A 26,057-nucleotide genomic window follows, 5' to 3' on the forward strand; every position below is an offset into this window, starting at 1 on the left:
TTTGTGCATCTATCATTTAGTTAAATATGCAAGCATAGAAAAGGTGACATATTTATTCAATTGGTAATTAATTTAATACATGATAAACCAGAATTTGTCTTAATTTTATATTATATTTTGCCCATTGTCAAGTTTTATGTGCATTATTTCAGTTATTGTCTTTCTTACTAATTACTTCAATAAATCACACCAATAATTGTTTAATAAAATCGCAAGTTTTTTACAACTTGCGATAACCTAAACATTATTTATTTTCAGAATTAGCTTCTTGTTTTGATTTATTTTCATTTTTTGTTTCAACTTTATTGGCACTAGGTTTCATAATAGGCAACTCGTATTTTTCTCTTATTTTATTTTCTATTTCATATAGTATATTTGAATTTTCCTTTAAAAATTGTTTGGCATTTTCTCTTCCTTGACCAAGTCTATTTTCTTTATATGCAAACCAAGCTCCACTTTTCTGTACAAGTTCTTCTCTTACTCCTACATCTAACACATTTCCTTCTCTTGATATTCCTTGATTATACATTATATCAAATTCTGCTTGTTTAAATGGTGGTGCAACTTTATTTTTAGTAACTTTTACTCTTGTTCTATTACCTACAATAGAATCTCCTTGTTTTATGGAATCTATTCTTCTAATGTCCATTCTCACTGAAGCATAAAATTTTAATGCTCTTCCACCTGGTGTAGTTTCAGGATTTCCAAACATGATACCAACTTTTTCTCTTAATTGATTTATAAATATAATTACACATTTTGATTTATTTATAGCCCCTGTAAGTTTTCTCAAAGCTTGAGACATAAGTCTTGCCTGTAACCCCACATGTGAATCTCCCATTTCTCCTTCTATTTCAGCTTTAGGAACCAAAGCTGCAACAGAATCTACAACAATTACATCTACAGCCCCAGATCTTACTAAAGCTTCAGCTATTTCTAGTGCTTGTTCTCCTGTATCTGGCTGAGATACTATTAAGTTTTCTATATCTACTCCTAATGCTTTTGCATAAACTGGATCTAATGCATGCTCTGCATCTATAAATGCAGCAGCTCCTGCAGCTTTTTGTGCTTCAGCTACTATATGCAATGCAACAGTAGTTTTACCTGAAGATTCAGGTCCATATATCTCTACTACTCTTCCTCTTGGAACACCACCTATACCCAAAGCTATATCAAGATCTAAACACCCTGTAGATATAGCTTCTATATCTAAAGTACTATGTTCTCCTAATTTCATTATAGATCCTTTTCCAAATTGCTTCTCTATCTGTCCAAGTGCAGCCTCTAAAGCCTTTAACTTTTCGCCATTAACGTTTCCCAAAAGGGTCACTTCCTTTCTTAAATTACAGTATATAATAATCTAAAACTCGTTTATCACAAATTCGAACACTTGTTCTAAACTAATTATATAATATATTACATTTATGGTCAACTACATAAATATAATTTTAAAAATAACATTTTTAACTTTACAATATGATTATTGACATAATTACATATATCTAGTCCACAAATAAAAAAATAAGATACAATTTTCAAAGTAAATAATGATTAATAACTTTCTTAACTACTCAATATTCACTAAAAGATTGTATCACATTTTAATTCTCGCACTAAGCTCTATTTCCTATTTGTCTGCTCTCATTACTTCCTTATTTTTAACAAAATAATCCACACCTGAAATTATAGTAATAATCACTGCTAATCCCATTGCTACATCTGTAGTTATATTTAAAAATTTATGTGGATAATTAATGAACCTTCTAACAATTCCCAAAGATACATGATTATAATTTAAATTTACCAGTGCTAATACGATTGCTATTATTTGAGTTACTGTTTTAGCTTTTCCCCATTTACTAGCTGCTATAACTATCCCTTCTGCTGCAGCCACTGTTCTCAATCCTGTTACTGCAAATTCCCTAGCAATAATTATTGTAGCTACCCAATTTGGTATTATACGATATTCCACTAATGATATTAATGCTGCAGTAACTAATAGCTTATCTGCCAAAGGATCCATAAACTTACCAAATCTAGTTACTTGATTTCTACTTCTTGCTATGTATCCATCCAGTTTATCTGTAATTGAAGCTATTACAAATATAGCAATAGCAATAAGTTTACCATAAGGTACACCTTTTATAGTTATAAATATTAGAAAGAAAGGAATTAATAAAATTCTTAATATTGTAAGTTTATTTGCAAGATTCATCACATACAACTCCTATTAAATCATATTCTAAGCTATGAGTAATCCTTACGTTAACTATAGAGCCAACTTTTAAATTTTCATCACTGTTAAAGTATACTAACCCATCTATCTCTGGTGTCATTTCATAACTTCTTCCATACCATTCTTCTTCTTTACCTTCTACAATAACTTCATATATTCTTCCAATTTTACTGCTATTAATTTGTTTTGATATTCCCTGTTGGACACTCATCAGTTCTTCTTCGCGACTTTCTTTTATACTTTCATCAATTTGATTCTTCATTAAAGCTGCTGGAGTTCCATCTTCTCTTGAATATTTAAACACTCCTAATTTATCTATTTTTTCTTCTTTAATAAAATCTTTTAATTCTTGAAAGTCTTCATCAGTTTCTCCCGGAAAACCTACTATAATGGATGTTCTAAGTACAATATTTTTTACTTTTTCTCGAAGTTTATTTATGTTATTTAATATCTCTTCTTTAGTTCCTCTTCTCCCCATAGCTTTTAAAACATTATTACTTATATGTTGCAGTGGAATATCTAAATATTTACACACTTTAGAATTAGTTGCTATTTCATCTATAAGTTCTTCGGTAATTTCTTCTGGATAACAATAAAGTACTCTTATCCAATGAATATTCTCTATTTTAGAAAGCTTACGTATAAGTTCACTAAGAGCTTTCTTACCATATATGTCTGTTCCATATCTAGTTGTATCTTGAGCTACAAGTATTATTTCCTTGACACCTTGCTTTGATAAACTTTGTGCTTCTTTTATAATATTTTCCATTGATCTACTTCTATATTTTCCTCTTATTTTAGGAATTATACAATAAGTACAAAAATTATTACATCCTTCTGCTATTCTAATGTAAGCTGTATGAGACGGAGTTGTTAAAATTCTTTCTCCTTCATTTACTCCTATATCTGTATATTCACAACTGTAAACTTTTTCTTCACTATTTTTAATACACTTATCTATGCTTTCATTCAATTTATCATAATCATTAACTCCCAGCATTACATCTATTTCCGGCATAAGCTCCATAAGTTCTTTACCATATCTTTGAGTAAGACATCCTGTTACTACAAGCAATTTACAATTATATTTATTTTTATATTTAGCCATTTCCAATATAGTATCTATAGATTCTTGTTTTGAAGTTTCTATAAATCCACAGGTGTTTACAATTATTATGTCTGCTTTTTTTGCATCACTTACTATTTCATTGTTAGCTTTAATATTGCTGAGAATAATTTCAGAATCTATTCTATTTTTATCACAGCCCAAACTTATTAGTCCAACTTTTAAATTATCCACTATTTTTCCTCCTGAATATATACTGTTAAAATTAAAAAACACACACTTTATTTTAAATCTACTTTTTATATTTTACAAGTAAGTTTTTAGATTTAATTACAAATCTTCTCGATTTATAAGCACCTGTCTTGGTTTACTTCCATCTCTCCCTGAAATAATTCCTCTTTCCTCCATTTGATCTATTATCCTAGCAGCTCTATTATATCCTATTCTAAGTCTCCTTTGTAAAAGCGATGTAGAAGCTTGACCTGCATCAACAACTATTCTAGTGGCTTCGCTCAATAATTCATCACATTCTGAATTGCTTCCACTTGCACTACTATCTATTTGACTTATTATTTCATCTTTATATTCTGGTTCTCCCTGCTGTTCTTTAATAAAGTTAACCACATTTTCTACTTCATTTTCTGAAATGAATGCTCCTTGTATTCTTACAGGCTTAGGCTCTCCTACAGGATAAAATAACATGTCTCCTTTACCCAAAAGCTTTTCTGCACCAGTAGTATCAAGTATAGTTCGAGAATCTATCTGACTTGATACAGCAAAAGATATTCTGGATGGTATATTAGCTTTTATGACTCCTGTAATAACGTCAACAGAAGGTCTTTGAGTTGCAATAACTAAATGCATACCTGCCGCTCTTGCCATTTGTGCTAATCTTCCTATATAATCTTCAATATCGTTTGGGCATACCATCATTAAATCTGCTAATTCATCAATAATTATTACCACAAAAGGTAATTTACTTTCAATTTTACCTTTTTCAAACAATTCATTATAACCTTCAATATTTCTAACTGAATTTTCCGCAAAAAGTTTATATCTTCTAGTCATTTCTTGAACAGCCCAATTTAAAGCACCTGCAGCTTTTTTAGGGTCTGTAACCACAGGTATTAAAAGATGAGGTATTCCATTGTAAACACTAAGTTCAACTACTTTAGGATCTATCATTAAAAGTTTTACATTTTCTGGTGAGTATTTATAAAGCAAACTTATTATAAGGGTATTTATGCATACACTTTTACCCGAACCAGTTGCACCTGCTATAAGCATATGCGGCATTTTGCTAAGATCAGATACAACACAATTTCCTCCTATATCTTTTCCTAAGCAATAAACTAAATTTTTATTATAATTTACAAATTCAGGTGACTCTATAACTTCTCTCAAATAAACAGGTGTTAAATCTCTATTAGGTACTTCTATTCCTATGGCAGATTTACCAGGTATAGGAGCTTCTATTCTAACTCCTGAAGCTGCGAGTCCTAATGCTATGTCATCAGATAAATTTACTATTTTACTTACCTTTACTCCTGGACTTGGCTGTAATTCAAATCTGGTGACTGAAGGTCCTTTACTAACTTGATTGACATTAGCCTCAACACCAAAACTAGCTAAAGTCTCAACTAACTTATTAGCATTAGTGATTAATTCCCTTTTATCTTCTTTATTTAATTTAGATTGAACATTAAGCTTAAGCAAATCTATTGGTGGAGTTTTATATTTAATACTTTGTACATTATGATCTAATTTTATCTGCCTATTGAGTTCCATGTTAATTGAATCATCTACTGCTCTATCTGCAGCACACTGAACTTGTACTTCAGGAACCTTGTCCCTTAATTTTTCATCTTTTTTAACCTCAATATCCTTTACTTCTTCATCAGTTTTCTTATCTCCCGACTTCATAAAATCTAATATTTTTATTCTATTATTTATATTTTTTATGAAGCTTTGCTTTTCATCGTTATTTTCTAAGTGATTATCTTTTATATCTTCTTTTTCTTGGATAATTTCATCATCCATACTATCATCTTTTAATGCATACTTAATATTATGTAATATATCATATATGGTAATTTTACTCATTAATATGAAACATATTATATATATAGCAATAAAAATAACATAGCATCCTGCAGTACCAAATAAATTTAGCAAAGGTATATCAATTAAAAAACTTATAATTCCTCCATGCAATATTTTGTCTGTTTCATATATCTTTTTTATACCTAAACTTATATCATTATTTACATAATAATTAGGCATTAATATCAACTGTATAAATAATAAAGTATCTATTATAAAAATTAGTATTCCATAAAATTTTTTACTAAAACTAATCCTATTTTTTTTTACTATGCAACAAAATCCTATAAAAATTATTAAAATAGGAAAAATAAAGGCTCCAAGTCCTGCGATGGCTATTAATATCTTTCTTACAAACTTGCCTAAGATGCCTGAGGCTCCAGAAGAAAAAACACTAATTACCATAAGTACTCCTACAGTAACTAATAAAATGCCTTTTATATCACTGTTCAATTCATATTTTTCCTTTTTCCTAGCCATTTTTCTAGCCATGTAACTTATCACCTCCAGTTAATAATTCTACATTTAATAAAGATTTCCTTTCAAATTTTCTATAAATATAAATTACCATAGGATTCACCTATGGTGATTTTTAATGAAAATTATTTTTTCTCCATAAGAACATTTAATTTCTTTATAGCATCACTTATACCTCCTACTCCGTCTATAAGTCCAGCTTCTACTGCCTGTTCTCCTATTAATATAGTACCCATATCATTTAAAAGCTCATCTGTCTGAACCATAAGCTTTTGAACCTGTTCTCTCTTTATTTTGGATGTTCTCACTATAAATTCTGTTATTCTTTCCTGCATTTTGTTAAAATATTCAAAGGTTTGAGGTACACCTATAATTAAACCATTCATTCTTATCGGATGAATGATCATAGTAGCTGAAGGTGATATAAAAGAATAATCTGCAGCAGTAGCAAGTGGTACTCCTATGGAGTGTCCTCCTCCAATAACTAAAGAAACTGTAGGCTTACTTAAGCTCCTTATCATCTCAGCTATTGCAAGTCCTGCTTCAACATCACCACCTACAGTATTTAAAACTATTAGCAATCCTTCTATATTTTCGTCATTTTCTATATTTATTAATTGAGGTATAACATGTTCATACTTAGTACTTTTACTTTGAGGAGGTAAAATCATGTGTCCTTCAATTTGACCTATTATAGGAAGCACTTGAATTTTATCCTTACTTTTTTCATTACTCATAACACCTAGTTCTTTTATACTTTCCAGATTTTCATTTTTATTATCATTCTCTTCTGGCATAATAATCCCCTCCTTAATACAAATTTATTTTATGCATTAAAGAGGACACCTATTCATTTTAATACTATTCTTTTCCCAACTTAAATTCACTATGAAGTGAATTTATAGCATTATCTGAATCCTTATCTTCTACAAGACACCATATAGTTGTATGTGAATCTGCAGTTTGAAGTACTTCTACATTATTCATTAGAAGTGTTTTCAATATCTTTGCCATAACACCTGGAATGCCTCTCATCCTACTTCCAATTACAGCAATTTTTGTACAATGCTCAACAAAAGAATATTTTAACCCTAAATTCTCCATGACTATTTTAAAATTTTCCATATCTTTCTCATCAATAGTAAATATTTTTTCTTTTGGAAATACATTAATTAAATCTATACTTATCATATCATTAGCCAATTCATCTAACAATATATGATAATTTTCATTATTTTTATTTTGTTCAAATTCTACCGTAATTTGAACTCTATCTCCCATAGAAGTTATTCCAGTTATAACATTATGTGAATTTTGCATTGTATCATTACTTATTATAGTTCCCTTACACTCATTAAGAGTATTCTTAATAACAAGAGGTATATTCCCTTTCATTGCAACTTCTACAGCACGAGGATGTATTACCTTTGCTCCTTGATCTGCAAATTGAAAAACTTCATTATACCCTATTTTTTCAATTAGTAACGCATCTGAAACTATTCTTGGATCTGCAGTCATTATGCCATCTACATCTGTATATATTTGAACTTCTTTAGCTTTTAACGCTACTCCTAAAAGTGAAGCTGTAACATCACTTCCTCCTCTTCCCAGAGTAGTAATAAAACCTTTTTCACTTCTTCCTTGAAAACCTGCCACTACTGGAATTTTTCCTTGTTTTATTACATTCATTATATTATCTGTGTCTACTCTTAAAACAGAAGCATCATTGTAATTATCGCTAGTTATAATTCCTGCTTGTCCTCCTGTTAGCGGTACTGATTGCAAATTTTTCTTATTTAATTCCTCACTCATCACTACAGTACTTATAATTTCTCCACAACTCATTAATAAATCTGCAGCTAATTTATTACTATTTTTAAATTCTTCACCTATTAATGAAAGAAGAGTATCCGTTGCATATGGCTGACCTTTTCTTCCCATAGCAGATACTATTACTACTGGTGAAAATCCTTCTTTTTTAGCTTTCAATATTTTATCAACCACCATTAGTCTTCTTTCGTGAGTAGAAACAGAGGTCCCTCCAAATTTTTGTACTAATATATTCATTTTTCCCTCCATAAAAATTTATATTAATATTATATTAAGGAGACCTCTTTTATGTTAATGAGATCTCTTTATCATTTTTTCATCCGCATCTATTATTATAGTTTTTGAACCAATCTTTTTTACACATTCCCATGGTGCTTCTATAAATTCTGTCTTTCCGAACAATCCAAGTTTAGATTTGCTATTATTCAATATTAATAGTTTTAAATCTCCTTCTTCGTTAATAACAATATCATTATTTCCTAATGAATTAAACTTGTCTCCATCGTTTACATTTATTATTTCATATCTTTCCATTTCACTATATAATTTTACGTTATCACTCATTTTAAATACCTCCTAATATAATTATAGTTAAGCTTATTTTTAATACTATGAATTATATTAGGTAGTTATTACACCTGCTTACTTTTGGAGTTTCTGAAAGGTACAGTATCTTTTTGTATTATATCAGTTAAAATAGATAAATCTATCTTTTCTCCTACAAAAGCTGAATTTATTATACCTCTTTCAAAGCTTTTTTTCATAACAAAATTTAAACTTTCTTCATCTATTCTATTAATCTTTTCTATAATATGTTCTGGTGTATTAATTCTATTTAAAAATAAAACTGATTTGCCATTGTTAAACATCCTACTACTAGTGCTTTCCAAACCTAAAATATAGCTTCCTTTAAGTTGTTCTTTAGCTTTAGCTAGTTTTTCTTTACTCACACCAGTTTTGGTGAACTTTTCTACTTCTTCCTTTATAGTAAATACTACATCTGCTGCATACTTAGGATTTAAACTAGTATATATATTTAATACACCTGTATTATTAAAAGCTGAAACATATGAATAAATTGAATAGCAAAAACCTTTTTCTTCTCTTATTTTTTGAAATAATATAGAAGAAGCTCCCCCACCAAATATGTTGCTTAAAAGTAGTAATGTATAAATGTTGTCATTTCCTGTTTCAATCCCTGGCATACCTAAACTTAGATGAAGTTGTTCTATACTTTTTTTCTTAAAAAGATGATTTTGCTGTAATTCTGGTTTTGAATAAACAGTAATTTTTTTATTATTACTATTCCAATGTCCAAAATATTTTTCTACCAGCTTTTCTATATTGGACATATCAAATTTTCCTGCAATAGATATTATTGAATTTTCAGGTATATAGTATGAAGAAATATATTTTTCTATTTGATCTTTTGTAAAAGATTTTACTGTATCTATGTTCCCTAAGATAGGAAGTGATATAGGATCTTCTCCCCATATAGCTTCACTGTGAAGATCTGATAATACATCTTCTGGTGAATCTTCATTCATATTTATTTCTTCTATTACAACACTTTTTTCTTTTTCTATGTCTTCAGTGGAAAATTTACTATTAAAAAGCATATCTGATATTACATCTAAACTTAATTCTAAATGTGAATCTAAAGCTTTTATATAAAAGCATGTAGCTTCTTTTCCTGTAAAAGCATTTATTTGACCTCCAACATCTTCTATGCATTCAGCTATTTCAAGTGCAGTTCTCTTTTTTGTACCTTTAAAAAACATATGTTCTATAAAATGAGAAATTCCACTATTAGTTTTATCTTCATTTCTTGAACCATTTTCCACCCACAAACCTACACTTACAGAATTAACATAATCTATATTTTCTACAACAACTCTTAATCCATTATTCAACTTAAATAAATTATACATTATTTCCTCCTAAGGAATTACATAATTTTTTCTACCCTACATAAAAATAAAAAGGCATCATAATGCCCTTCTATTTTTATTCTTCTTCTTTTGATTCTTTTTCCTCTGAATCTTTTATAGCATCTTTTCTTGATAGATTAATTCTACCCTGATTATCAATGTCTGTTACCTTAACAAGTATTTCATCTCCAACAGATACTATATCTTCAACCTTATTTACTCTAGCAAAGTCAAGCTTAGATATATGAACTAATCCCTCCTTGCCAGGAAGTATTTCTACAAAGGCACCAAAATTTGTTGTTTTAGTAACTTTTCCTAAATAAATTTCTCCTGATTTTACTTCTCTAGTTAAATCATCTATAATTTTCAAAGCTCTTTTTGCACATGTGCTATCATCACACATTACAAATATTTTTCCATCTTCTTTTATATCAATTTTAACACCAGTTTCAGCAATAATCTTATTTATTACCTTTCCACCAGGTCCTATTACATCTCTTATTTTATCAGGATCAATATTCATTGTATAAGTTTTAGGAGCATACTTTGATAGCTCTTCTCTTGGTCCACTGATACAATCATTGATTTTTTCCAATATAAATAATCTAGCTTTTTTAGCCTTATCTAGAGTTTCCTTTATACAATCATTTGATAATCCATGAATTTTTGTATCAAATTGTATAGCAGTAATTCCAACCTCTGTACCAGCTACTTTAAAGTCCATATCTCCAAAGAAATCCTCTATACCTTGTATATCAGTTAAAACCTTCTCTTTAGATAAATCTTCACTAGTTATAAGTCCCATAGCTATACCTGCTGCTGGTCTTTTTATTGGTACACCAGCATCTAAAAGTGCTAAAGTACTACCACATACACTAGCTTGAGAAGTTGAACCATTTGAACTTAAAACTTCTGATACAAGCCTTATTGTATATGGGAAATTATCTTCATTTGGTATAAGTGGCTCCAAAGCTTTTTCTGCTAAAGCTCCATGACCTATTTCTCTTCTTCCTGGTCCTCTTAAAGGTCTAACTTCTCCTACACTATAAGATGGGAAGTTATAGTGATGCATATATCTTTTGAATTCTTCTGAACCAATTCCATCAAGAATTTGTACATCTCCTAAAGCACCTAAAGTAGCCACAGTCATTACTTGAGTTAATCCTCTTGTAAATAAACCTGTACCATGCGTTCTTGGAAGTAACCCAACCTCACAGCTTATAGGCCTTATTTGCTCAAAACCTCTTCCATCAGGTCTTCTATTTTCATTTAAAAGCATATTTCTTACTATTTCTTTTTGAAGTTTATATACTACTTCTGCTATATCTGCACCATTATCTGAATATTTTTCTTCAAATTCATTATTAATTTTTTCTTTCGCAGAATCTATGGCAGCATTTCTTTCATCTTTATCCATTATGTACATAGCTTCTTTTATCATCTCAAAAGAAAAATCTCTAACTTCTTTTTCTAAACCTTCATCTACTTTATATAAAGTAGGTTCTACTTTTTGTTTACCTAATTTTTTCATAGCCTCTTCTTGGAAAGCTACTATTTTTTTGCATTCTTCAAATCCAAACATGATAGCATCATACATTACATCTTCTGGTATTTCAGATCCACCAGCTTCAACCATCATAACTCTTTCTTTAGTAGCGCATACAGTTAAGTTTAATGTGCTTTTTTCTCTTTGTTCTAATGTTGGATTTATTACAAATTCATCATCAATTAATCCTACAGATACAGCACCTAAAGGTGTGTTAAAAGGAATACTTGAAAGGCTTAAAGCTATTGATGCACCATTTATAGCTAATATATCAGGAGCATTATCCTGCTCTACAGATACTACAGTACATACTACCTGTACGTCATTTCTATATCCCTTTGGGAACAATGGTCTTAAAGGTCTATCTATAGCTCTAGCATGGAGAATTGCTTTCTCTGAAGGTTTTCCTTCCCTCTTAATAAATCCTCCTGGTATTTTACCTACAGCATATAGTCTTTCTTCATATTCTATACTTAAAGGAAAGAAATCAACCCCTTCCCTTGGTTTATCTGAAGCATTTGCATTAATAAGTACTACTGTTTCACCATAACTTACAAGCAAAGCACAATTTGAAAGCATTCCAACTTTGCCAAAATCAATTTTAAGGGTTCTTCCTGCAACAGTAGTTTCTAGTGTTTGATTCATAAATAAATTAACCTCCTCTCAATGGTTATAATATTATTATCATTATTTATCAATTATATTATACAATTATTAAACTAATTCAACTATGAATTTACAATAATTTTTAAAATTATTGTTTAAAATAATAGAGCGGTCTTAAGCCGCTCTAATAAAACTATTTTCTTAAATTTAACTTTTCGATAATAGCACGATATCTTGCAATATCTTGATTCATTAAGTAGTTTAAAAGACCTCTTCTTTTACCAACCATCATTAAAAGACCTCTTCTTGAATGATGATCTTTCTTATGAGTCTTTAAATGCTCATTTAAATGATTAATTCTTTGAGTAAGTAATGCTATTTGCACTTCTGGAGAACCTGTATCTCCTTCATGTCTTGCATACTTTTTCATTAATTCTTCTTTTATTGCCTTTTCCATTAAACCTACACCTCCAAATGTTAATCCCCTTTATTCCAAGAAAAGCGTCGGCAAGTCGAGTTTCTTAGCATAAGGATCACAAACGTATTATAACAAATCTAAATACACTTGTAAATTAATTTTTAAAATTAATTTCTAATTTTTGCTTTTTTGCATATATTTTATCTTTTTTTAGCTGTTCAGCTAAAAATTGCACAGAATCAAACTTTTTTTCATCTCTTATTCTATCCACAAAATATATTTTTATATGCTTATTGTATATATTTTCATCAAAATCCAAAATATGGGTTTCTACGCTTAATTTATTGTCTTCTACAGTTGGATTATATCCCACATTCGTTATTCCTCTAAAAAATTTATCTTCATACTTTACTAAAGTGTAATAAACACCACCTCTTGGAAGTACAAATCTTTTATCATAATTCAAATTTACAGTTGGAAATCCTAATGTTCTGCCTAATTGCTTTCCTTTAACTACATTACCTTGCAGCATAAAAGGTCTAGTAAGCATTTTATTTACCTTTTTCATATCACCTTCGTCAGAGATAATACTTCTTATGACTGAACTACTAACTACTTGGGCTTTATATTTTACTGGATCAACCACACAAAGGTCAAAGCCATACTTTTTACTTAATTTTTTTAACAGTTCCACATCACCAAGATTTTTATATCCAAACCTATTATTAAATCCTACTACTATGCCTTTAGCTCTATAATGACTTACTAAATTTAATATAAAATCTTCTGGTGATAACATCATAAGTTCTTTATCAAAATTGGCCATATTTATTATATCTAGACCAAAAGATTCTAAAACTTCTATTTTGTTGGAATTATCCATAATAATCTTAGGTGCCATTTCTTTATTTATAATACTAAGTGGATGATTCTTAAAAGTAAATATCATACTTTTAGCCTGATTTTTTGTTGCAAGCTTTATTGTTTTATTTACTAAGCTAACATGTCCTATATGTATCCCATCAAAACTTCCTAGTGCAATATATGTATTATACTGTAAATATTTTTTAAAGTTATCCTCCATTATAATCATATTAAATTACCTCTGAATTAATAGTTTTGTCATTTTAAATCCAAAACTCTTTTTCATACCAATACCAATAAATTTTTCTTTTCCCAAATAAACTCTATATAATATATCCATTTCTATGTTTTCAATTAACATGGGATTTTTTAGAGTAACGCCATTAAGCAACAGCTTTTCATATTTTTCATCTATGTAAACTGCAGGGTATTTTTCTAAAGCTCTGTCCATTGAAATTAAATATTCATTAATATTTTCTATATTTAATTTATCCAAATCCACTGAACATTCTATATTAAAACTTCCTGTTCTAGTCCTTTGAAGATTCCACATAGTGCCTCCACACTTAAGTCTTTCTCCAATATCATAGCATAAACTTCTTATATATGTACCCTTAGAACATTTTACTTCAAATATCACTTTAGGCAATTGAACATCTATTATATTTATGCTGTGTATAGTTATACTTCTAGGTTTTCTTTCTATTTCTATTCCCTGTCTGGCCAAAGAATACAATCTTTGTCCATTGACTTTTAAAGCAGAATACATAGGAGGAATTTGATCTATATTTCCTTCAAATTCTTTAATAACCTTTTTAACCTCTTCAACCTCTAAATCTACAGGAGAATTTTTAATTACTTTTCCTTCCCTGTCATAAGTATCTGTGGTAATTCCTAACATCAATTCTACTCTATATATTTTATAATCGCTCATTATATAATCTACAAGCTTAGTAGCATTTCCTATACATATAGGAAGTACTCCTGAAGCTTCCGGATCTAAAGTACCTGTGTGACCTACTTTTTTAGTTTTAGCAATAGCTTTTACTTTTCTTACTACATCAAAAGAACTCATTCCTAAAGGTTTATTAATATTTAATATTCCATCCATATATATCAACTCTTTTTCTGTTTATAATAAATTTTCTACTTCATTAATTATCAGCTCTCTTGCTTCTTCTACAGTTTTATCATTCATAGCTAAACCAGAAGCTTTTATATGTCCACCGCCACCAAATTTTTCTGCAATTTTTCTTACATCCACCTTTGATTTAGATCTAAGACTTGCTTTTATACCTGCTTCAGTTTCTTTTATAAGCAATGCTACTTCTACAGTATCTATTTGCATAGCAAAAGCTATAATATCAGATGTATCAGTATCCTTTGCATTTCCATTTTGTAATAACATATCTTTTGTAATAGTTATCACACATATTTTATCTCCAACCAACTCCATTTTTTCAATAGCTTTTCCAAAAAATTTTATTCTCTCAAAATTTTTATTTTCATATATAATTCTATGAATTTCGCTAAAGTCAATACCCGTATTTACTAAATCTCCTGCTATAGCATGTGTAACTGAAGTAGTTGATGAATATTTAAAAGCTCCTGTATCTGTAATCAATGAAGTATATAAACACACTGCCATATCTTTAGTGATATTTATACCTATAATTTTAAGCATTTGATAAACAATTTCACTTACTGCTGCGGCATTCGTATCTACATAATTTAAGTCTGCATATAATTCATTTGACATATGATGATCTATATTAATTAATGTATACTTCCTATTTTCAAAATCTAAATTTGCATTTATTCTTTTTACATCGCCGCAATCTAAAACTATTACACATTGGGTTTCATTAATAACTTCATGCTTCAATCCATCTATTTCTTCTGAACAAGGTAAAAAAGAAAAAGATTCTGGCACTTTTTCTTTAGAAAGTATATAAACTTCCTTATTAAGCTTATTAAGCCCCTGCATCAAAGCAAGAGCAGACCCCAATGAGTCTCCATCTGGAGATTCATGGAAAGTAATAGCTATTCTATTACTTTCCTTTATTTTTTTTAAAATATTATTCATTATCATGATGCTCTTTCTCCTTTATTTTGTGTAAAAGTGCATCTATATGCATACCTTGTTCTATAGTATTATCTAATTCTATAAGTATTTCTGGTGTATATCTTAAATTTATTTTATGACCAATTTCTCTTCTAATAAATCCAGCTGAACCCTTTAAAGCCTCAAATGTACTGTTTTTAGCTTCTTCATTTCCAAAAATACTTACGTATACTTTGGCATATCTCAAATCTTTTGTCACATCTACTTTAGTAACACTTATCATAGCACTTAATCTTGGATCTTTTATATCATTTTGAATTATAGTGCTTATTTCTCTTTTCATCTCTTCATTTATTCTACCACTTCTATATTTAGCCATATAATATCACCTCATTCTTACATAGTATATATGACATAACTACTTTTAATTCTCAATTTCCTAATATTTTTAAATTAAAGTGAATCCTTTTTAACTTCTTCCATAGTATAAGCTTCTATTTCGTCTCCCTCTTTTATGTCATTAAACTTTTCAACAGAAAGACCACATTCATAGCCTGATGCCACTTCTTTAACATCATCCTTGAATCTCTTTAAAGATGCAAGCTCTGATTCAAATATTACTATACCATCTCTTATGACTCTAACACTGCTATTTCTAACAATTTTTCCATCTGTTACATAGCATCCTGCAATAGTTCCTACATTAGATATTTTATATACCTGTCTTACTTCAACTTTTCCAAGTACTACTTCCTTGTAATCTGGTTCAAGCATTCCAATCATAGCTGCTCTTATATCATCTATGGCATTATATATAACTCTATAAGTTTTTATATCTACAGCTTCTTTTTCTGCTGCTGCTGTTGCATTATTATCAGGCCTTACGTTAAATCCTATAATTACAGCATTAGATGCAGATGCAAGAGTAACATCTGTTTCAGTTATTGCACCAACTGCTCCATGTATAACTCTAACTTTTATTTCTTCATTAGATAACTTTTGAAGAGATTGTTTTAAAGCTTCTATAGATCCTTGAACATCAGCTTTAACTATTATATTTAATTCTTTAACTTTTCCTTCTTGTATCTGATTATATAAATCTTCAAGAGAAACTTTATGAGTTGATTGTAAATACTCAGCTCTTACTTTTTCTTTTCTCTTATCAGCCATTTCTCTTGCAGTTTTTTCATCTTTTACCTGATGGAATCTATCTCCTGCTGCTGGTACTTCAGATAATCCAAGTATTTCTACTGGTATAGAAGGTCCTGCTGATTTGATTTTTTTACCCTTGTCATCAAACATGGCTCTTATTCTTCCATAAGTAGATCCTACTATTATAGAATCTCCAACATGTATAGTACCATTTTGAACTAACAATGTAGCTACAGCTCCTCTTCCTTTGTCAAGCTTAGATTCTACTACTGTTCCTTTACCATTTCTACTAGCATTAGCTTTCAATTCTTGCATTTCAGCTGTTAAAAGCACCATTTCTAGTAATGTATCTATTCCTTCTTTTGTATGCGCAGATACAGGTACACATATTACATCTCCGCCCCAATCTTCTGCTACTAATCCATGTTCAGTTAATTCTTGCTTAACTCTATCTGGATTAGCTCCTGGTCTATCCATTTTGTTTATAGCAACTACCATAGGAACATTAGCAGCTTTACAATGGTTTATAGCTTCAACTGTTTGAGGCATTATTCCATCATCTGCAGCTACTACAAGTATAACTATATCTGTAATTTGAGCACCTCTTGCTCTCATAGAAGTAAAAGCTTCATGTCCAGGTGTATCAAGGAATGTTATTTTTTCTCCATTTATAGTTACAGTGTATGCACCAATATGCTGAGTAATTCCGCCTGCTTCTGTAGATGTAACTTTTGCTTTTCTTATTGCATCTAATAAAGATGTCTTACCATGATCAACATGACCCATAACTGTTATAATTGGAGGTCTCTTTTGTAAATCATTATCATCATCATCATCTTCTTCTTGTTCTACAGCTTCTTTATCTATATCCTTTTCCTTTTTAGCTACTAAAACATCAAACTTTTCTGCTAATTTTTCTGCAGTATCAAAATCTATTTCTTGATTTATAGCTGCCATTACTCCCATAAAGATAAGCTGTTTAATAACTTCTGTAGTAGGCTTACCAATTTTCTCTGATATTTCCTTTACTGTTATAGTTTCATCTATTTCTATAACTTTCTCAATTTCATTACTTTCACCATTTTCTTCAGAACCCTGTTGACCTTTGTTTTCTTTGTTCTTATTTTTAATTTTGGTTACCTTTATGCTTTTTTTTAGATTTTCCTCAGCTAAATCCTCATACTTCTCTTCTATGGTATCACTTGGATCTGATGCTTTTTCTTTCTCTTTTTCTGCAAAAAGCTCTTTTATTAATTCTGCATCTTCATCTTCAATAACACCCATATGATTCTTAACTTCTATACCAAACTCACTAGAAAGAATACCAATTAATTCTTTACTTGATATTCCTAGTTCCTTTGCTAATTCATAAACTCTTATTTTTGACAAAGTATTCACCCCCGAAACTAATTTTTTCTACATTCTTTCCATAAGACAAGCAACTTTTCACTCATTCGTTTATCAGATACACCTAAAACTTTTATTTCTGCCATACCTAAAGCTTTTCCTAAATCTTCTTTATTATATCCTTGCAAAATAGAAATTTGATATTTCTCACTATAATTTAGAAATTTATCCACTGTATTTTGTGATGCATCTTCTGATATTATAATTAGATATGCTTTTCTTCTCTTCAAAGCATCTTCACATTTATTATATCCTTCTAATACTTTTCCTGCACGTTTTGTTAATCCTAGAAATTGAAAAAACTTATTTTCCATTCTCTATCTCTTCCTTTAATCTATTGTAAATTTCTTCACTTATCTTAGTTTCAAGATTTTTTTCAAGCTTCTTACTTTTAAAAGCCTTCTCTAAACATTCAATGCTCTTACAAATATAAGCTCCTCTTCCATTCTTCTTGCCTGTTAAATCTACAGTCACTTCATCTTCTTTACTTTTTACCACTCTTATAAGCTCTTTTTTAGGTTTCATCTCCATACATCCTGTGCACATTCTCTGTGGCATTTTCTTCATCTTCATATTATAACCACCTCACCTAAAATTTAGATATCCTCTTCATCAGAAATATCTTCTGCTTCAGAAATACTTTCTACTTCAGTAACAGTTTCTACCTGAGACTTACTTTTTATATCTATTTTCCATCCTGTAAGTTTTGCTGCTAATCTTACATTTTGGCCTTCTTTTCCTATTGCTAGTGATAATTGATTATCATCAACTACAATTTGAGCAAACTTATTTTCTTCATCTAAAGTGACATCTATTACTTTTGCAGGACTTAAAGCATTCGCTATATATTCTTCTGGTAACTTACTCCACTTGATAATATCTATTTTTTCATTTTTAAGTTCATTTACTATATTTTGAACCCTTATTCCCTTTGGCCCAACGCAGGCTCCCATTGGATCTACATTTTCATCATTTGAACTTACAGCTATTTTAGTTCTAGACCCTGCTTCTCTTGCAATAGATTTTATTTCAACTGTACCATCAAATATTTCAGGAACTTCAAGTTCAAATAATCTTTTTACAAGACCTGGATGTGTTCTGGATATTACTATTTGAGCACCTTTTGTAGTATTTTTAACTTCTACAATATATAATTTTATTTTGTCATTAAAATTATATTTTTCTCCAGGCATTTGTTCATTTGGTCCAAGAACAGCTTCTGTCTTACCAAGATCTACAAGTACATTGTTTTTATCTTTTCTTATTACTGACCCTGTTATTATGTCATCTTCTTTTTCTATAAAATCATTGTATACAATTCTTCTTTCTTCTTCTTTTATTCTTTGTATAACAACTTGCTTAGCAGCTTGAGCAGCTACCCTTCCAAATTTTTTAGGTGTAACTTCTATACTAACTACATCTTCTATATCGTAATTTGGATCTATACTTTTAGCTTCTTCTAAAGAAATTTCATTTATTTCATCAGACACTTCATCAACTACAGTTTTCTGAGAATAAACATGAATTTCTCCATTTTCTCTATTCATTGTAACCTTAACATTTTGATTGTTTCCGCCTTGATTTACATAATTTTTTTTGTATGCAGCAACTAATGCATCCTCTATAGTCATAAATAATAAATCTTCACTAATTCCTTTTTCTTTCACTATTTCTTTTAAGGCTTCAATAAATTCCTGATTCATTTTTCAATTTAACCTCCTTAAAATTCACCTTTTAAATTAACTCTTGAAATTTTTTCCCTAGGAATAGATACTTCCTCATCTTCAACCTTTATATTTATCTCTTCATTATTAAAATTTACTAATTGTCCTTCGTATTTTTTCTTTCCATTTAATAATCCAGATATATTAACTGCTACATCATTTCCAGTATATTTTTGTAAATGTTCATCTGTATGCAGAATTCTCTCTATTCCTGGTGAAGAAACTTCTAAATAATATCCTTCTTTAATAGGATCTTTTACATCTAACATATCACTAACTGCCCTACTTACTTTTTCGCAGTCCTGTAGTGATATTGCTTCATTTTCTTTATCTATATATATTCTTAGATAGTTATCTTTTCCTTCTCTTACTAATTCTAAATAATATAAACCATAACTTAGTTCAGTTACTATTGGCTTTATTAAATTTGTAAGTTCATCTATTAAAATTTTTTTATTCATCATAATCCCTCCTTATCTGTATCTTCTGCAATTTTTCATAAAAAATAATTTTTTTGCTCTAATTTAAAAACGCAACTAACGCTGCGTTTTTTACAAATAGAAAGAGCGGGCTTGTAAACCCACTCTACAATTTCAATAAACTTCTGTAGATTCCCCAAATTCATTTTAACACACTGTTTTCCTTATTTCAAGAAAAAGTTAACAACTGGTATAAGCCATCTACATACTTTCAATTTCTTTTAAGAGTTCATTTACTAAATCCTTCTCATTTACCTTTTTAATAATTTCACCTTTTTTAAATATAAGACCTTCACCATTACCACCAGCTATACCTATATCTGCTTCTCTAGCTTCTCCTGGTCCATTCACCACACAACCCATTACAGCTACTTTGATATTTTTATTACAATTACTTAATCTTTGTTCAACTTCTTCTGCTATTTTTATTAAATCTATTCTAGTTCTTCCACAAGTAGGACAAGAAATAAATTCTATTCCTTCATTTAGATAAGCTAAAGATCTTAATATTTCTCTTCCAACTTTAACTTCTTCAACTGGATTTCCTGTTAAGGATACTCTTATAGTATCTCCTATACCTTCTGACAAAAGAGTCCCTATTCCAATACTAGATTTAATTGTTCCTCTCCAAATAGTTCCTGCTTCAGTAACCCCAAGATGCAGTGGATAACTTACTTTTCTTGATATCATCCTGTAGCTTTCTATCATTTGAATTACATTTGAAGATTTTATAGATATAGCAATATCATCAAAATTTACGCTTTCCAAAATATTAACATGCTCTAAAGCACTTTCTACTAAAGCTTCTGCACAAACCTTACCATATTTATTTAATATGTCTTTTTGAAGAGAACCTGAATTTACTCCTATTCTTATAGGTATATTTTTTCCCTTAGCTGCTTTAGCCACTTCTCTTACTCTATCTATACTTCCAATATTTCCAGGATTTATTCTAAGCGCTGATACTCCATTTTCTATAGATTTCAATGCTAATTTATAATCAAAATGTATATCTGATACTAAAGGAATATTTATATCTTTAACTATTTTCTTTATAGCCTCACCAGCTTCTATATCTGGTACAGCACATCTTATTATATCACACCCAGCTTCTTGAAGTTCTTTTATTTGTTTCACTGTTTGTTCTACATTCCTAGTATCTGTATTAGTCATAGACTGAACTGCAATCTTAGAATTCCCACCAATGAAGGTATTCCCAACTTTAATTCTTTTAGTTTTTACTCTATCCATATGTTCATCTCCTACAAAAATTATAATGTAAAAACTTAAAATTGAGAATGAAGACACTCTCCATTCCCAATATAAAATTCTAATTCAGAGTACTCTGCTTATATGTTAATTTATGCTAAAACTTAATAGGATAAAGTATATCTTTTATAGTAACTAAAACCATCAACCCCATAAGTAATGCAAAACCTACATAATTTATAACTCCAACTTTATTTTGATCTACTTTTTTCCCCGTAATCAGCTCAAATAAGAATAAGAATATATATCCACCATCCAATGCTGGAATTGGTAAAAGATTAAATATTCCAAGTTGCACTGTTATATAAGCACCAAATGCAGCGAGAGTTAAAATTCCAGCTTTAGCAGCTGCTCCTGAAAGTTTTATTATAGTTACTGGTCCACCAAAATCATCTTTACTTACTTTTCCCTTAAAAGCTGATTTAATGAAAGAAAAAGTTTGTTTTATTAAAGAATTAGTTTCAGTAAATCCATAAGAAATAGACTGACCTATAGTTGGTTTTTCAACCGCTGTAGGATAAACTCCAACCATAAACCTATTTTCTTTTGTATCCTTTACTGGTGTAACTTTTACACTTTTCGTTTCCCCATTACGTATATAAGTTATATCCATAGGTTTTCCTGCTGAAGTATATACTCCAGTTACAAAATCTTCCCATGTTAAAATCTTTGATCCATTAACTTTAACTATTTTATCTCCAGATTTTATTCCCATAACAGCCGCTGGTTGGTTTGGAACTACTTTGTCAACTATTGGAGATAAATAACCTTTACCTGCAGCTATAATAGCAAAGAGTACTATACCTAATATAAAATTCATTACTGGACCTGCTAAAACAACGCTAAGCTTACGAAGTGGACTTTTATTATTAAATGCTCTAGGATCTGTAGATTCACCCTCATCTCCAAGCATTTTTACATACCCACCTATAGGAAGTATTCTAATCGAATACAAAGTTTCTTTTCCATTTACTTTGAATATTTGTGGTCCCATGCCTATAGCAAATTCTTCCACCTTAATACCATTTAGTTTAGCCAATGTAAAATGGCCAAGCTCATGGATTAAAATCAAAATGCCAAAAGTTATAATGGCAGCTATAATATACAAACGCACTCCTCCTTTTATAGATTACAATTATCTATAAATTATTTTTTATTTAATATACTTTACTACTAACATATTCTTTTACTTTAGAATCTATTTCTAGTATATCTTCCAAATCATAATTTTCCTTTGATTCAAATTTATTCATACATTCTTCTAATATGTTTCCTATATCTAAAAATCCAATTTTCTTATTTAAAAAAAGTTCTACTGCAGCTTCATTAGCAGCATTTAATATAGCTGACATTGTTCCACCTGTACTACCTGCTTCATATGCAAGTTTTAAAGGTTTAAAAGTATCTATATCAGGCTTTTCAAAACTTAAACTCTTTAAATCATAAAAATTCAACTTTTTTATTACACATTGTTGACGTTTAGGATAATTTAAAGCATATTGTATTGGCAATTTCATATCTGCATTAGCTAATTGTGCTATAACACTCCCATCTACATACTCAACCATGGAATGTATTATACTTTCAGGATGAACTATAACTTGAATATTATCATAATTCACATCAAAAAGCCAATGAGCTTCTATAACCTCTAACCCTTTGTTCATAAGAGTAGCTGAATCAATAGATATTTTCCTTCCCATTTTCCATCTTGGATGTTTTAGTGCATTATCTACAGTAACATTTAAAAGTTCTTCTTTTCTTTTTCCCCTAAATGGTCCTCCTGAAGCAGTAAGTAATATTTTGCTTACTGATGATTTGTCATTGCCTTGCAAACATTGGAAAATAGCTCCATGTTCAGAATCTACAGGTAATATTCTCACTTTATGTTTTTTTGCTTCAGACATAACTAATTTACCTGCTGCTACCAAAGTTTCTTTATTAGCTAAAGCTATATCTTTTCCAGCTTGAATTGCTTTTAATGTTGGAGTTAATCCAATCATACCAACTACAGATGTAATTACCATGTCCACTTCTGGTAATGTACTTATTGTATTTAGCCCTTCTATTCCAAATAGTATTTCCGTATTTATTTTTTTATCACTGCAATATCTTCTAACCTCATTAAAAGCATTTTTATTCATTAGTACCGCATAAAGTGGTTTGAATTCCTCAATAACATCTATTATTTTATGTGAACTAGTATTAGCTGAAACAGCTATTAATTTAAACTCTTCATTCTGTTGTCTTATAACTTGCATAGTTTGCGTTCCTATAGATCCTGTTGCTCCAAGTACAGCTATATTTTTCATGCCATCATCTCCCTACATATGTTAAATTTCCATTAAAATAAGTACTGTCAAGTAATTTTTTCACATTTATTTAAACATTACCTACATTAATTTCAATTAGTAACACGATTAACTATATCATATTTATATCTCAAAATAAAGTAATCATAAATATTGTCTACAAAATTTTAAAATATAATCCATACAAAAAGCATACTACAGTGGAATTTTAAACATTCTATAAAAATTCACATTGTAGTATGCTCTTATTTACTAATTTATATATAAAATTTTATTTCATTACATTCCTATTGCAAATGTTAAGTAATAATATACAACAACAGATGAGAATAATATACTATCAAATCTATCTAATATTCCACCATGTCCAGGAATCAAATTACTATAATCTTTTACTCCCACATACCTCTTTATTGATGATGCTGTAAGATCTCCTAGCTGACAAATACTACCACAAAGTGCACCAATAATAAAGAAATTATATGCAGGTATATTAATTCCTTTTAAATTAAGTACTAATCCAAATATGCCACAGCATATAGTACTTCCTAAAATTCCACCTAATGAACCTTCTACAGTCTTCTTAGGGCTTACTTTTGGACACAATTTTGTTTTACCAAAAGCCTTACCTGTGTAATAGGCAAAAGTATCACAAAGCCAAGAAGCAAGAAATATAATCCACACCAAATATTTTCCATAAGGCTTATTGTCTACTAATACAATAAAGCTAAAAAACACAGCTATATACAAGAAAGCAAATATAGTTATAGACACATCTATGAAATTATATTTTAAATTCAATACAGGTATACACATTAGAATAAATACAGTTATTATAATAGTAAAAAACGTAAACTTTAAATTAATCTCTACATTTAAACTTATATAATAAACTATACATAATAGATATCCTATTAAACTTATAGCATTAATGTTTTTTTCTTCAACTACCTTATAAAATTCATACATTCCCAATAAAGATAAAAGCATAACTGCAAACTTTAAATATACTCCTCCTAAAAATAAAAATATAAGAAAAGGTGCTAATATAACTGCTCCAATATATCTATTATTCACGCCATCATCTCCTAAGCTATATGTTTTTTATCCTATGACTATCAATTCAAATAAGATTTAGATAAATTTCAAATTTTATTTTACTCCTCCAAATCTTCTATTTCTATTTTGATAATCATATATTGCTTTATGCAAATCTTCTTTTCCAAAATCAGGCCATTTTATATTTGAATACCAAAATTCTGAATAAGCGCACTGCCATAATAAAAAGTTGCTGAGTCTCTGTTCACCACTTGGCCTTATTATTAAATCTGGATCAGGCATATTACTAGTATACATATATTTCGATATAACAGTTTCATCTATAGATTTTTCACTCAATTTATGTGATTTTATATCTTCATATATAAGATTAAATGCACGAATTATCTCGTTTCTTCCACCATAATTTAAAGCTAAATTTAAAATTAGTCCAGTATTATTTTTTGTATTATTATAAGCATCAATTAATTCTTTTTGACAAGCTGATGGTAATTTTGATATGTCTCCTATATGATTTATAATGACATTATTATCATTTAATTCTTTAAATTCTTTTTTTAAATATTGAACAAGTAAATTCATAAGTGCATTAACCTCATCAGAAGGTCTTTTCCAATTTTCTGTTGAAAAAGCATACAAAGTCAAATACTTTACTCCTAATGCACTTGCTTCCTTAACAATTTCTCTTATAGCTTCTACCCCTGCTTTATGTCCCATAGTTCTTGGAAGTTTTCTTTCCTTTGCCCATCTTCCATTTCCATCCATTATTATAGCTATATGTTTTGGAATATTGTTCATATCAATTTTTATTTTATCATTTTCAGTATTATTTTCATTATCCTTTTTAACTTTAAAAAAACTTAACATATCCTATTCTCCATTCATAAGTATAATATAACAATTAAACTTAATATGTTAATAAAAACCTGCGGATTCGCAGGTTTGAACAATTATAATGACATAATTTCTTTTTCTTTAGCTTCCACAACTTTATCTATTTGCTTAATAAAACCATCTGTCTTTTTTTGTATTTCATCTTCAGCCTTTTTAATTTCATCTTCTGATATATCACTTTCTTTTTTAAAGGCCTTTATTTTATCATTACAATCTCTTCTAATTGATCTAATAGCAACTTTTGAATCTTCGCCATCTTTTTTTATATTTTTAACAATATTCTTTCTTGTTTCCTCTGTAAGTTCTGCAATAACAAGTCTAATCATTTCTCCATCACTAGATGGATTAATTCCTAAATCAGACTTTAATATAGCTTTTTCAATAGCTTTAAATGATCCTTTATCCCAAGGTTGTATAGCAAGCACCCTTGGTTCTGGAACTGATATGTTTGCAAGTTGATTTATTGGAGTCATGGTTCCATAATACTCTGCTTCTATTTTATCTAGCATAGCAGGATTAGCTCTTCCTGCCTTCATAGAAGCTAATTCCCTTTTTAAGGATTCAACAGTTTTATTCATTTTTTCATCTGCTTTTTTCATTATATCTTTTATCATAGAAA

25 protein-coding genes are annotated in these 26,057 nt (G+C 29.4%); all 25 read right to left on the minus strand.

All coding sequences use genetic code 11. From position 1 onward, the window contains the following. Positions 1-244: 244 nt before the first annotated feature. The 25 genes from recA to frr all read right to left on the minus strand — a co-directional run bounded on the left by recA (position 245) and on the right by frr (position 26,052). Positions 245-1,321 (minus strand): recombinase RecA, encoded by a 1,077-nt coding sequence (gene recA, locus EG57_RS0213030; RefSeq protein ID WP_032077628.1) that lies wholly within the window; start codon positions 1,319-1,321, stop codon positions 245-247. A gap of 306 nt (positions 1,322-1,627) precedes the next feature. Continuing rightward, a complete protein-coding gene (gene pgsA, locus EG57_RS0213035) occupies positions 1,628-2,215 on the minus strand; it encodes a CDP-diacylglycerol--glycerol-3-phosphate 3-phosphatidyltransferase (RefSeq protein WP_032077629.1) in 588 nt (195 codons plus the stop codon). Then, positions 2,199-3,536, minus strand: coding sequence for a 30S ribosomal protein S12 methylthiotransferase RimO (gene rimO / locus EG57_RS0213040; protein WP_032077630.1), 1,338 nt, complete (start codon positions 3,534-3,536; stop codon positions 2,199-2,201). Before rimO ends, pgsA begins: the two co-directional genes overlap by 17 nt. Before the next feature lie 96 nt (positions 3,537-3,632). Beyond that, positions 3,633-5,897, minus strand: coding sequence for a DNA translocase FtsK (locus EG57_RS0213045; protein ID WP_032077631.1), 2,265 nt, complete (start codon positions 5,895-5,897; stop codon positions 3,633-3,635). 110 nt (positions 5,898-6,007) lie between these two features. Further along, a complete protein-coding gene (locus EG57_RS0213050; protein WP_032077632.1) occupies positions 6,008-6,679 on the minus strand; it encodes a ClpP family protease in 672 nt (223 codons plus the stop codon). Between the two features lie 64 nt (positions 6,680-6,743). Next, positions 6,744-7,949, minus strand: a complete 1,206-nt coding sequence (gene dapG / locus EG57_RS0213055; RefSeq protein WP_032077633.1) for an aspartate kinase — start codon at positions 7,947-7,949, stop codon at positions 6,744-6,746. Between the two features lie 54 nt (positions 7,950-8,003). Beyond that, positions 8,004-8,276 (minus strand): YlmC/YmxH family sporulation protein, encoded by a 273-nt coding sequence (locus EG57_RS0213060; RefSeq protein WP_032077634.1) that lies wholly within the window; start codon positions 8,274-8,276, stop codon positions 8,004-8,006. A gap of 68 nt (positions 8,277-8,344) precedes the next feature. Next, entirely contained in the window at positions 8,345-9,643 is a 1,299-nt protein-coding gene (locus EG57_RS0213065) for a M16 family metallopeptidase (protein ID WP_032077635.1), read from the minus strand. Positions 9,644-9,719: 76 nt separating this feature from the next. After that, positions 9,720-11,834: a polyribonucleotide nucleotidyltransferase gene (locus tag EG57_RS0213070; protein WP_032077636.1), complete on the minus strand. Its 2,115-nt coding sequence runs from the start codon at positions 11,832-11,834 to the stop codon at positions 9,720-9,722. A gap of 154 nt (positions 11,835-11,988) precedes the next feature. Continuing rightward, a complete protein-coding gene (gene rpsO / locus EG57_RS0213075; RefSeq protein ID WP_029161513.1) occupies positions 11,989-12,252 on the minus strand; it encodes a 30S ribosomal protein S15 in 264 nt (87 codons plus the stop codon). A 115-nt stretch (positions 12,253-12,367) separates the two neighbouring features. Further along, positions 12,368-13,306: a bifunctional riboflavin kinase/FAD synthetase gene (locus tag EG57_RS0213080; RefSeq protein WP_032077637.1), complete on the minus strand. Its 939-nt coding sequence runs from the start codon at positions 13,304-13,306 to the stop codon at positions 12,368-12,370. A 6-nt stretch (positions 13,307-13,312) separates the two neighbouring features. Beyond that, positions 13,313-14,188, minus strand: coding sequence for a tRNA pseudouridine(55) synthase TruB (gene truB, locus EG57_RS0213085; protein WP_032077638.1), 876 nt, complete (start codon positions 14,186-14,188; stop codon positions 13,313-13,315). Between the two features lie 21 nt (positions 14,189-14,209). Further along, positions 14,210-15,169, minus strand: a complete 960-nt coding sequence (locus EG57_RS0213090) for a DHH family phosphoesterase (RefSeq protein ID WP_032077639.1) — start codon at positions 15,167-15,169, stop codon at positions 14,210-14,212. Next, positions 15,156-15,521, minus strand: a complete 366-nt coding sequence (rbfA, locus tag EG57_RS0213095) for a 30S ribosome-binding factor RbfA (RefSeq protein WP_032077640.1) — start codon at positions 15,519-15,521, stop codon at positions 15,156-15,158. The genes EG57_RS0213090 and rbfA overlap by 14 nt, the downstream gene beginning before the upstream one ends. 74 nt (positions 15,522-15,595) lie before the next feature. Then, positions 15,596-17,683, minus strand: coding sequence for a translation initiation factor IF-2 (gene infB, locus EG57_RS0213100; protein ID WP_032077641.1), 2,088 nt, complete (start codon positions 17,681-17,683; stop codon positions 15,596-15,598). Positions 17,684-17,700: 17 nt separating this feature from the next. Next, positions 17,701-18,015 (minus strand): ribosomal L7Ae/L30e/S12e/Gadd45 family protein, encoded by a 315-nt coding sequence (locus tag EG57_RS0213105; RefSeq protein WP_032077642.1) that lies wholly within the window; start codon positions 18,013-18,015, stop codon positions 17,701-17,703. After that, entirely contained in the window at positions 18,005-18,274 is a 270-nt protein-coding gene (gene rnpM / locus EG57_RS0213110) for an RNase P modulator RnpM (RefSeq protein ID WP_032077643.1), read from the minus strand. Before rnpM ends, EG57_RS0213105 begins: the two co-directional genes overlap by 11 nt. 23 nt (positions 18,275-18,297) lie before the next feature. Beyond that, entirely contained in the window at positions 18,298-19,404 is a 1,107-nt protein-coding gene (gene nusA / locus EG57_RS0213115) for a transcription termination factor NusA (RefSeq protein ID WP_032077644.1), read from the minus strand. 17 nt (positions 19,405-19,421) lie between these two features. Then, positions 19,422-19,886, minus strand: coding sequence for a ribosome maturation factor RimP (gene rimP, locus EG57_RS0213120; protein WP_032077645.1), 465 nt, complete (start codon positions 19,884-19,886; stop codon positions 19,422-19,424). Positions 19,887-20,105: 219 nt separating this feature from the next. Next, entirely contained in the window at positions 20,106-21,155 is a 1,050-nt protein-coding gene (gene ispG / locus EG57_RS0213125) for a flavodoxin-dependent (E)-4-hydroxy-3-methylbut-2-enyl-diphosphate synthase (RefSeq protein ID WP_032077646.1), read from the minus strand. A 115-nt stretch (positions 21,156-21,270) separates the two neighbouring features. Then, positions 21,271-22,281 (minus strand): RIP metalloprotease RseP, encoded by a 1,011-nt coding sequence (rseP, locus tag EG57_RS0213130; RefSeq protein WP_032077647.1) that lies wholly within the window; start codon positions 22,279-22,281, stop codon positions 21,271-21,273. Positions 22,282-22,330: 49 nt separating this feature from the next. Continuing rightward, entirely contained in the window at positions 22,331-23,485 is a 1,155-nt protein-coding gene (gene dxr, locus EG57_RS0213135) for a 1-deoxy-D-xylulose-5-phosphate reductoisomerase (protein WP_032077648.1), read from the minus strand. 279 nt (positions 23,486-23,764) lie between these two features. Then, the gene (locus EG57_RS0213140) at positions 23,765-24,562 is read right to left on the minus strand and encodes a phosphatidate cytidylyltransferase (RefSeq protein ID WP_032077649.1); all 798 of its coding nucleotides are present in this window, start codon (positions 24,560-24,562) and stop codon (positions 23,765-23,767) included. 75 nt (positions 24,563-24,637) lie between these two features. After that, positions 24,638-25,342 carry an isoprenyl transferase gene (locus EG57_RS0213145; RefSeq protein ID WP_242859854.1) on the minus strand — a complete coding sequence of 235 codons (705 nt, stop codon included), beginning with the start codon at positions 25,340-25,342 and terminating at the stop codon, positions 24,638-24,640. A 152-nt stretch (positions 25,343-25,494) separates the two neighbouring features. After that, positions 25,495-26,052, minus strand: a complete 558-nt coding sequence (frr, locus tag EG57_RS0213150; RefSeq protein WP_032077651.1) for a ribosome recycling factor — start codon at positions 26,050-26,052, stop codon at positions 25,495-25,497. Positions 26,053-26,057 lie beyond the last annotated feature (5 nt).

The organism is Clostridium drakei (assembly GCF_000633595.2).
GTDB classification, from domain to species: domain Bacteria; phylum Bacillota; class Clostridia; order Clostridiales; family Clostridiaceae; genus Clostridium_AM; species Clostridium_AM drakei.